Consider the following 9180-nt stretch of genomic DNA (forward strand, 5'->3'; position numbering starts at 1 on the left):
GCCGGCATGCGCTGCGTGCAGCTGATCGGCGTGCCCGACGGCGAGGTCGACCTGGGCGACGCCGACGCGGTGGTGGTGGCGCTGAAGTCCCGCTCCTGCCCGGCCCGGGAGGCGGTGGTCGACTCCCTGGCCGCCCTGGAGTGGCTCCAGGCCCGCGGCGCCCGCCAGCTCTTCTTCAAGTACTGCTCCACCTTCGACTCGACCGAGGCCGGCAATATCGGCCCGGTCGCGGATGCGTTGCTGGATCGGATCGGCAGCGGTCAGACCGTGATGGTGCCGGCCTTTCCGGTGAACGGTCGCACCGTCTACCAGGGGCATCTGTTCGTCGGCGACCGGCTGCTCAACGACAGCGGCATGGAGCGTCATCCGCTCACCCCCATGACCGATGCCGACCTGGTGCGGGTGCTGGGCCGCCAGACGGCCCACCCGGTGGGCCTGGCCGCCCGGCCGCGGCTCGCCCAGGGCGCCGACCCGACCCGCGCCCATCTCGCGGCATTGGCCGCGGAGGGGGTGCGCCACGTGATCTGCGACACCCTGGACGAGGACGATCTCGAGACGCTGGCCGAGGCGGTGGTGGAGTACCCGCTGGTGACCGGCGGCTCGGGCCTTGGCCAGGCACTGCCGGCCCAGTACCGTCGGCGCGGCTGGCTGGCCGAGGTAGCCGAACCGGGGCGGCTGGCGCCGGCGTCGGGCGGTGCCCTGGTGCTGTCGGGCAGCTGCTCCCGGGCCACCCTGGGCCAGGTGTCACACTTTCTCGCGCAGCATCCCGGCGTTGCCCTAGACCCGCTGGCCCTGGCCGCGGGCGACGAACATCTCGAGGCGGCACTGGCCTTTGCCCGCGAGGCGCTCGCCCAGGGCGGCCCGGTGCTGATCTACGCCTCGGCCAACCCCGAGCAGGTCCTGGCCGCGCAGCAGGCGCTGGGCGTGGCCCGCGCCGGGGCGCTGGTGGAGCAGGCGCTGGGCCGGCTGGCACGGACCCTGGTGGATGAGGGCGTCGGGCGACTGGTGGTGGCGGGCGGGGAGAGTTCCGGGGCGGTGGTCTCGGCGCTGGGCATCCGCCAGCTGCGGATTGGCGGCCAGATCGACCCCGGCGTGCCCTGGACCCAGGCGCCGCTGGAGGGCCGTGAGACGCCGATGTCCCTGGCGCTCAAGTCCGGCAACTTCGGCGGCGAGGCCTTCTTCACCCGCGCCTTCACGGTGCTCGACGAGCTGACCAGGGAGGGAAGGGCATGAGCGGCAGCTCCTATGTCAATAGCCCCTATGTCGACAGCCCCTACCTCGGCACCGAGAGCCGGCAGCGCGAGCAGATCGCGACCCTCGGGCGCTCGCTGTTCGAGCGCGGCCTGACCATGGGCTCCAGCGGCAACATCAGCGTGCGCACCGACGACGGCGGTTGGCTGATGACGCCCACCAACGCCTGCCTGGGACGCCTGGACCCGGCACGCATCTCGCGCCTTGACGGCGACGGGCGGCTATTGGACGGCGACAAGCCCACCAAGGAGAGCTTCCTGCACATGGCGATGTACGCCGAGCGGCCTCGTTCTGGCGCCATCGTGCATCTCCACTCCACCCATTCGGTGGCGGTCTCCTGCCTGCCGGGCGTTGACCCTTGCGACTGCATTCCACCCCTCACCGCCTACTACGTGATGCGTGTGGGCAAGCTGCCGCTGGTGCCCTACCACGTGCCCGGCGACCCGGCCCTGGGCGATGCCGTGCGCGGTCTGGCGGGGCGTCACAGCGCCGTGCTGTTGGCCAACCATGGGCCGGTGGTGGCCGGCAAGACCCTCGAGGCGGCGGTCTACGCCACTGAGGAGCTGGAGGAGACCGCCAAGCTGTTCCTGCTGCTGCGCGGCGAGAACCCCCGCTGCCTGACGCCGGAGCAGGTCGCGGAACTGGAGGCGAGATTCCCCCGGGAGTGACGCGCCACTATATCGACAAGGACACTGCCATGATCCGACTGGCCGCCAACCTCAGCATGCTGTTCAACGAAAACGACTTCCTCGACCGCTTTGCCGCGGCGGGGCAGGCCGGCTTTCGCGGCGTCGAGTACCTGTTTCCCTATGCCTATGCGCCGGAAACGCTGCGCGCGCTGCTGGAAGGCAACGCTCTCGAGCAGGTGCTCTTCAACCTGCCGCCGGGCGACTGGGAGGCCGGCGAGCGCGGCCTGGCCAGCCTGCCGGGGCGTGAGGCGGAGTTTCGCGACTCCGTGGTGGAGGCGCTGCGCTATGCCCAGGCACTGGACTGCCCGCGGGTTCATGCCATGGCGGGGCTGCTGCCCGTCGATGGCGACCCGCACGAAGCACGCGCCGCCCACCACGCGACCTATATCGACAATCTGCGCTTCGCCGCCCGGGAGGCCGCCAAGGTGGGACGCGAGGTGCTGATCGAGCCGATCAACACCCGTGACATGCCGGGCTTCTTCCTCTCCCGCCAGGCTCAGGCCATGGCGGTGCTCGAGGAGGTGGGCGAGCCCAACCTGCGCCTGCAGTTCGATCTCTACCACTGCCAGATCATGGAGGGCGACCTGACACGCCACCTGGAGCGGCAGTTCAGCGCCATCGGCCATGTGCAGATCGCCGGCGTGCCGGAGCGTCACGAGCCCGACGTCGGCGAGGTGCACTATCCGGCGCTGTTCGAGCGTCTCGAGGCGTTGGGCTATACCGGCTGGATCGGCTGCGAGTACCGCCCGGCGGGCGATACCCGCCAGGGCCTCGGCTGGGCGCGCGATGTCGGGCTGCTGCCCGGCTGAGGCGAACGGCCACGCCTTGATGCGATACGACCACCACAGATTTCAATAACAAGAGGACGCCAACTCACATGCATATCCTGATCACCGGCGCCGCCGGCTTCCTCGGCCAGCGCCTGGTGCACCGCCTGGTCGCTCGAGGCGAGCTGTGCGGCCAGCCGATCACCTGCGTCACCCTGGCCGACCAGGCCGAGGCCGCCGCCCCCCAGGCCTCGAATATTGCCTTCGACAGCCGCGCCCTGGACCTCACCGCCCCCGGTGCCTGGGAGGGACTGCTCGACGGCCGGCCCGATGTCATCTACCACCTGGCGGCGGTGGTGAGCTCCGCCGCCGAGGCGGATCTCGATCTCGGCATGGCGGTGAACTTCGACGCCACCCGAGCGCTGCTCGAGGGCTGCCGAGCCCGGGACCTGACGGCGACACGGCTGGTGATGGCGAGTTCGGTGGCCGCCTACGGCGGCGAGCTGCCCGAGACGCTCGACGACATGACTGCTCTGCAGCCGCAAAACTCCTACGGGGCCCAGAAGGCCATGTGCGAGCTGCTGATCAATGATTACAGCCGCCGCGGCCTGGTCGACGGCCGGGTGCTGCGTCTGCCGACCATCGTGATTCGCCCGGGGCGGCCCAACGCCGCGGCCTCGAGCTTTGCGTCCAGCATCCTGCGCGAGCCGCTCAATGGGGAAGAGGCCATCTGCCCGGTCGCCATGGATCAGCCGCTTTTCGTCATGTCTCCGGGCAGGGTGATCGAGGCGCTGGTGCGTGGCGCCGAGGTGGACGGCGATGCGCTGGGCAAGTTCCGCGCCTTCATGTTGCCGGGGATCACCGTCAGCGTCGCCGAGATGCTCGCCGCCCTGGGGGAGGTGGCAGGCCCGGACGCGGTGGCGCGGGTGCGCCATGAACCCGACCCGCGCATCGAGGCGATCATCGCCAGCTGGCCGGGACGTTTCGACACCGCCAAGGCCGACCGCCTGGGTTTCGTGGGCGACGACAGCTTTGCCGACATCGTTGCCGCTTTCATGGCGGAGCAGCAGTAAACCACCGCTATCGCGGCGGTGTTTCAGGATTTGGCGCAGGAGGTGCGCCATCAACGGCACGGCGCAAGACGCCGTATCGACAGCAGCAGTAACGACAACAGCAGTAACGACAACAGCAGTTTCGACAACAAAAGAGGAACGCTTCATGACTTCACGCCTTGCTCGTCGTCCCCTGGTCACCGCTATCGCCGGTGCCGTGTCACTCACCCTGGCCGGCGTTGCCCTGCAGGCCCAGGCCGCCACCGAGGTCAGCCTCGGTCACACCCTGTCGGCGACCTCCCACTACGCGGTGGGCGCCCAGGCCTTCAAGGAGACCCTGGAGGAGCTCTCCGACGGCGCCTTCACCGTCACCGAACACAGCTCGGGCTCGCTGGGCGGCGAGCGCGAGATGATCGAGGGCCTGCAGATCGGCACCGTGGACATCGTCATTACCTCCACCGGGCCGCTGGGCAACTTTGTCCCCGAGAGCTATGTCCTCGACCTGCCGTTCCTGTTCGAGAACTACGACCAGGCGCGCTGTGTGCTCGATGGGGAGCTTGGTGATGAGCTGCTGACCAAGATGGGCGACCACGGTCTGGTCGGCCTGGCCTGGTCGGAGAACGGCTTTCGCCACATGACCAACAGCCGACGCGAGATCGCCTCGCCTGCCGACACAGAGGGCCTTCGCGTGCGCACCATGGAGAACGAGGTGCACCAGGAGGCCTTCCGCCAGATGGGCGCACGGCCCACGCCGATGGCGTTCCCGGAACTGTTCACGGCCCTGCAGCAGGGCACCGTGGACGGTCAGGAAAACCCCATCACGGTGATCGTGGCGACCAACTTCTGGGAGGTGCAGGACTATCTGTCGCTGACCGGTCACGTCTACTCGCCCGCCGTGATACTGGGCTCGCCGATGTTGCTCGACGGGCTCAGTGACGAGGAGCGTGAATGGTTCCACGAAGCCTCCCGCGCCTCGGCGGAAGCCACCCGCGGCGAGGTGACACGCCTCGAACAAGAAGGGGTCGCGCTGCTCGAGGCGAACGGCATGACGGTCAAGACCGATATCGATATCGGGCCGTTCCAGGAAGCCGTTCAGCCCGCCTACGAGATCTTCACCTCGCAGCACGGTAGCGAGATGCTCGAACGCATTCAGGAAAAAGCCGCCGGCTGCTGATTCGTCCCCCAGCCCCCGGCACTTGCCGGGGGCCTCTCCGGTCATGGTGAACCTATGCTCGCTGCATTCCTGCGCTTCGAGCACCAGTTGACGCGTCTGGCGATGGCCATCGCCATCGTCATGCTGGTGATCTCGGTGACGCTCAGTTTCTATCAGGTACTGACACGCTTCGTGCTCAATGCCCCCTCGACCTGGACCGAGGTGGCCTCGCGAGCGTCGATGATCTGGTGCGTGTTCATGGCCGCGGCGGCGACGTTTCGCGGCGGCTACATGATGGCCGTCGAAGCCATCTACAAGGTGGTGCCGACCCGCTTCGGGCTGTGGCTGGAAACGGCCATCGTGCTGTGCTGCCTGTTGGTGCTGGGCGTGCTGATCTATTTCGGGATCCTGATGACCGGGCGGGTCAGCAATCAGACCATGTCAGGCATGAATATCCCCATGTCCTACGCCTATGCGGCGATTCCTACCGGCTCGGCGTTCGCTATCGTGGCCGTGCTGGCCCGGATTGGCGCCCAGCTCAGCGGTCGCGAACCGGTGGGGCCGGACAACAGCGAGGTCAGTCCCGAGGTTGAGCTGCAAGAGATGTCGCAGGCCCGGCGCGATATCCCGGACAGCAAAACGGGTGCCGGCAAGGGGGGCACACGCTCATGAACCTTGTCATCGGTCTATCGCTGCTGATCCTGTTCGCCTTCGGCGTGCCCATCGCGGTGTCGATCATCCTGGCGTCGATCATCGGCATCGAATTCTTTACCCGACTGCCGCTGCTGTTGGTGCCGCAGCAGATGTTCATCGGCATCGACAAGTTTCCGCTGATGGCGATCCCCTTCTTCATCCTGGCCGGCAACCTGATGGCTGCCGGCGGCATCTCTCAACGACTGGTCGACCTGGCCAAGTCGATCGTCGGGCAGGTGCAGGGCGGGCTGGCCATGTCCTGCGTGTTGACCTGCATGATGTTTGCCGCGGTCTCCGGTTCCAGCGTGGCGACCACCTTTGCCATCGGCGCCATCCTGATCCCTGCCATGGTCAAGCATGGCTACCCCAGGCCGCTGGCGGCTTCCATCCAGGCCTCCTCGGCGGAACTGGGCGTTCTGATCCCCCCCTCCATCCCGCTGATTCTCTACGGGGTCAGCACCGATACCTCCATCGGTCAGCTGTTTCTGGCGGGAGTGGGGCCGGGCTTTCTGATCGGCGGTGCATTGATCCTCTTCCTCTATGTGTTCTGCAAGATGCGGGGCTTCGGCAAGGAGGACTACAAGGACAGCACCGGCTTCGTGTCGTCGCTGACGCGAGCCTGGGCGGCGCTGCTGATGCCGGTGGTAGTGATCGGCGGTATCTATGGGGGCGTGTTCACCCCCACCGAGGCCTCGGCGGTGGCGGTCTTCTATGCCCTGGTGGTGGGAGGGCTCTACTACCGTGAGCTGAAGCTGGGGGACCTGTTGCCGATCCTGCGCCAGAGCGTGATCTCCGCCGCCGCGGTGATGCTGATCATCGCTGCCGCCTCGCTGTTCAGCTTCCTGCTCAGCCGCACCGGCCTACCGGCGCATATCGCGGGCCTGGTCACCGCGACGATCGATAACCCGCTGATGTTCCTGCTGGTCGTCAATGGTCTGCTGCTGGTGGTGGGCATGTTCATCGAGACCTCGGCGGCGATTCTGGTGCTGGCCCCGATCCTCACTCCGATTGCGATCCAGTTCGGCATCCACCCGGTCCACTTCGGCCTGGTGATGGTGGTCAATCTGGCGCTGGGGATGATCACCCCGCCCCTAGGGGTGAACCTGTTTGCCGCCTGCGCCGTGGCCAGGATCTCCCTGGATCAGATGCTGCCCTGGCTGGTGCGCTTCGTGCTGGTGGTGCTGGCCTGCCTTGTGCTGATCACCTATATGCCCTGGATTTCCATGGGGCTCGTCAACCTGGTTTACGGCTAAAGGAGAGTCATGATGTTCGAGATACCCGAGATGCCTTCCCAGGCGGCACTGATTGCCGGGGAATGGCTGGCCACCCCGGCGACTCTGGAGATGGAAGCTCCCTGCGATGGGCGGGTGGTGACGGCCATCGCCCGGTGTCAGGCCGAGGAGGTAGAGGCTGCGGTGGCCGCGGCCCGCGGTGCCTTCGCGGGCACCCTGGGTGACTGGGCGCAGTGGAGCGCCCGCCAGCGCGGTGAGTGGCTCCTGGCCATGGCGGCGGCCATCGATGCCGACCATCAGCGCCTGGCTACCCTGGAGTGCCTGGACACCGGCAAGCCGATGACCCAGGCGCGCGCGGATATCACCGCCTGCGCGCGTTATTTCCGCTTCTACGGCGGCGGCGCCGACAAGCTGCACGGCGAGACGATTCCCTACGAGACTGGTTTCACGGTGATGACCCTGCGCGAGCCCTACGGCGTCTGCGCCCAGATCATCCCCTGGAACTATCCGGCACAGATCTTCGGTCGCTGCGTGGCGGCGGCGCTGGCGACCGGCAACACGGTGGTGCTCAAGCCCGCCGAGGACGCTTGCCTGAGCGTATTGCGCTTGGCCGAGTTGGCCATGCAGCACGGCCTGCCGGCTGGCGTGCTCAACGTGGTGCCGGGTCTGGGGCGCGAGGCCGGGGCGGCGCTGGCGGCCCACCCGGGCATCGACCATCTTTCCTTCACCGGCTCGCCGGAGACCGGCACCCAGGTGGCCCAGGCCGCCGCCCAGCATCATGTGCCGGTGACCCTGGAACTGGGCGGCAAGTCGCCGCAGATCGTGTTTGCCGATGCCGACCTCGATGCCGCCTTCGATACCGTGGTGCGCGGCATCATCCAGAACGCCGGCCAGACCTGTTCGGCGGGTAGCCGCCTGCTGGTCCAGCGAGAGATCGCCCAGGCCTTCATCGGAAGACTGGTGGAGCGCTTCGCGGCGCTGTGCTGTGACGCCGGCGAAGCCGACGCCGACTGTGGCCCGCTGATCAACGCCCGCCAGAAATCGCGGCTCGAGGCACGCCTGGCCGCCGCCGAGGCGGATGGCATTCACATCGCCGCCCGCGGACGGCTGGCCGAGACAGCCTCTCAAACCGGGCACTTCGTGGTCCCCCATCTGCTCACCGAGATTCCCGATGGCCACGCCGTGCTTCGCGAGGAGCTGTTCGGCCCGGTACTGGCGGTTCAGGTGTTCGAGGACGAAGCCGAGGCGCTGAGCCTGGCCAATGCCACCGACTTCGGGCTGTGCGCCGGGGTCTGGACCCGCGATGGCGGGCGTCAGCTGCGCCTGGCCCGGGGCATTCGCAGTGGCCAGGTGTTCATCAACAACTACGGCGCCGGCGGCGGTATCGAGCTGCCGTTTGGTGGCGTCGGGCGCTCGGGGCACGGCCGTGAGAAGGGCTTTGAAGGCTTGCGCAGCTATACGCGCCTGAAGACTGTCGCCATCCGCCATGGCTGAACGCGCCAATAATCGATCACAACCCTCGAACACAACCCTTAATCACAACCGGGACGCGACGATGCAATCAACCACTGAGACGCCGCGCCGCATCGGCATGGTAGGCGTAGGGCTGATGGGCCACGGAATCGCCAGGAACCTGCTCAAGGCTGGCCATTCGCTGATTTTCCTCGATCACCCCGGCAACCAGCCGGTCGATGACCTGCTGGCGGCGGGGGCCGAATCCCGGGCCAGCGCCAGAGAGGTGGCAGAAGGCGCCGAGGTGGTGCTGCTGTGCGTGACCGGCTCGCCCCAGGTGGAGGCGGTGCTCCTTGCCGCCGATGGCGTGCTGGCGGGGTTGGCGCCGGACACGGTGGTGGTGGACTGCTCCACGGCGCTGCCCAGTTCCACGGCGAAGGTCGCCGCGAGTGTCGAGGCGGCCGGCGGGCGCTTCATGGACGCGGCCATGACCCGCACGCCGAAGGAGGCCGAAGAAGGGCGGCTCAACCTGATCGTCGGTGCCCCCCAGGCCCTCTTCGACGAGCTGCGTCCGCTGTTGGCGTGCTTTGCCGAGAACATCGCCCACGCCGGCGAGGTGAGTGCCGGACACACCTTGAAGCTGCTGCATAACTTTGTTTCGCTGGGGTTCGCGGCGGTGCTGGCCGAAGCCACGGCGGCCTCGCGGCGCTCTGGCATCGACGATGCGGCCTTGCTTGAGGTGCTCGGCAAGGGCGGCGGCGGCGGGGTGGTGCTGGAGCGCCTGCGCCCCTTCATCGAGTCCGGCGATGCGTCCGGCTTTCGTTTCAGCGTGGCCAATGCCAGCAAGGATCTCGGCTATTATCATGCCATGACCGATGAGCTCGGGGTGGC

General features: G+C 67.7%; 9 protein-coding genes. All 9 read left to right on the plus strand.

Going from position 1 to position 9180, the window contains the following annotated elements:
- Positions 1 to 1233: 3-oxo-tetronate kinase (gene otnK / locus IBX53_RS12645; RefSeq protein WP_290909797.1), on the plus strand; the 1233-nt coding region annotated here is incomplete at its 5' end.
- Positions 1230 to 1919: a 3-oxo-tetronate 4-phosphate decarboxylase gene (gene otnC / locus IBX53_RS12650; protein ID WP_290909799.1), complete on the plus strand. Its 690-nt coding sequence runs from the start codon at positions 1230 to 1232 to the stop codon at positions 1917 to 1919. The genes otnK and otnC, both read left to right, overlap by 4 nt.
- 29 nt (positions 1920 to 1948) lie before the next feature.
- The gene (otnI, locus tag IBX53_RS12655; RefSeq protein ID WP_290909801.1) at positions 1949 to 2749 is read left to right on the plus strand and encodes a 2-oxo-tetronate isomerase; all 801 of its coding nucleotides are present in this window, start codon (positions 1949 to 1951) and stop codon (positions 2747 to 2749) included.
- A 68-nt stretch (positions 2750 to 2817) separates the two neighbouring features.
- On the plus strand, positions 2818 to 3780 hold the full coding sequence (gene denD, locus IBX53_RS12660; RefSeq protein WP_290909803.1) for a D-erythronate dehydrogenase: 963 nt from the start codon (positions 2818 to 2820) through the stop codon (positions 3778 to 3780).
- 145 nt (positions 3781 to 3925) lie between these two features.
- Positions 3926 to 4933, plus strand: coding sequence for a TRAP transporter substrate-binding protein (locus IBX53_RS12665; protein ID WP_290909805.1), 1008 nt, complete (start codon positions 3926 to 3928; stop codon positions 4931 to 4933).
- A 102-nt stretch (positions 4934 to 5035) separates the two neighbouring features.
- Positions 5036 to 5584 carry a TRAP transporter small permease gene (locus IBX53_RS12670; RefSeq protein WP_367171611.1) on the plus strand — a complete coding sequence of 183 codons (549 nt, stop codon included), beginning with the start codon at positions 5036 to 5038 and terminating at the stop codon, positions 5582 to 5584.
- On the plus strand, positions 5581 to 6858 hold the full coding sequence (locus IBX53_RS12675; protein WP_290909809.1) for a TRAP transporter large permease: 1278 nt from the start codon (positions 5581 to 5583) through the stop codon (positions 6856 to 6858). Before IBX53_RS12670 ends, IBX53_RS12675 begins: the two co-directional genes overlap by 4 nt.
- Before the next feature lie 12 nt (positions 6859 to 6870).
- Positions 6871 to 8331 (plus strand): aldehyde dehydrogenase family protein, encoded by a 1461-nt coding sequence (locus IBX53_RS12680; protein WP_290909810.1) that lies wholly within the window; start codon positions 6871 to 6873, stop codon positions 8329 to 8331.
- A 61-nt stretch (positions 8332 to 8392) separates the two neighbouring features.
- The coding region (locus tag IBX53_RS12685) for an NAD(P)-dependent oxidoreductase (RefSeq protein WP_290909811.1) at positions 8393 to 9180 on the plus strand (788 nt) is incomplete at its 3' end.

This window comes from Halomonas sp., assembly GCF_014859505.1.
Classification (GTDB): Bacteria; Pseudomonadota; Gammaproteobacteria; order Pseudomonadales; family Halomonadaceae; genus Halomonas.

Bases quoted from the DNA above. Each gene is read 5' to 3' on its own strand.
- otnC (WP_290909799.1), top strand. From the start codon at position 1,230: ATGAGCGGCAGCTCCTATGTCAATAGCCCCTATGTCGACAGCCCCTAC.
- otnI (WP_290909801.1), top strand. From the start codon at position 1,949: ATGATCCGACTGGCCGCCAACCTCAGCATGCTGTTCAACGAAAACGAC.
- denD (WP_290909803.1), top strand. From the start codon at position 2,818: ATGCATATCCTGATCACCGGCGCCGCCGGCTTCCTCGGCCAGCGCCTG.
- IBX53_RS12665 (WP_290909805.1), top strand. From the start codon at position 3,926: ATGACTTCACGCCTTGCTCGTCGTCCCCTGGTCACCGCTATCGCCGGT.
- IBX53_RS12670 (WP_367171611.1), top strand. From the start codon at position 5,036: ATGGCCATCGCCATCGTCATGCTGGTGATCTCGGTGACGCTCAGTTTC.
- IBX53_RS12675 (WP_290909809.1), top strand. From the start codon at position 5,581: ATGAACCTTGTCATCGGTCTATCGCTGCTGATCCTGTTCGCCTTCGGC.
- IBX53_RS12680 (WP_290909810.1), top strand. From the start codon at position 6,871: ATGTTCGAGATACCCGAGATGCCTTCCCAGGCGGCACTGATTGCCGGG.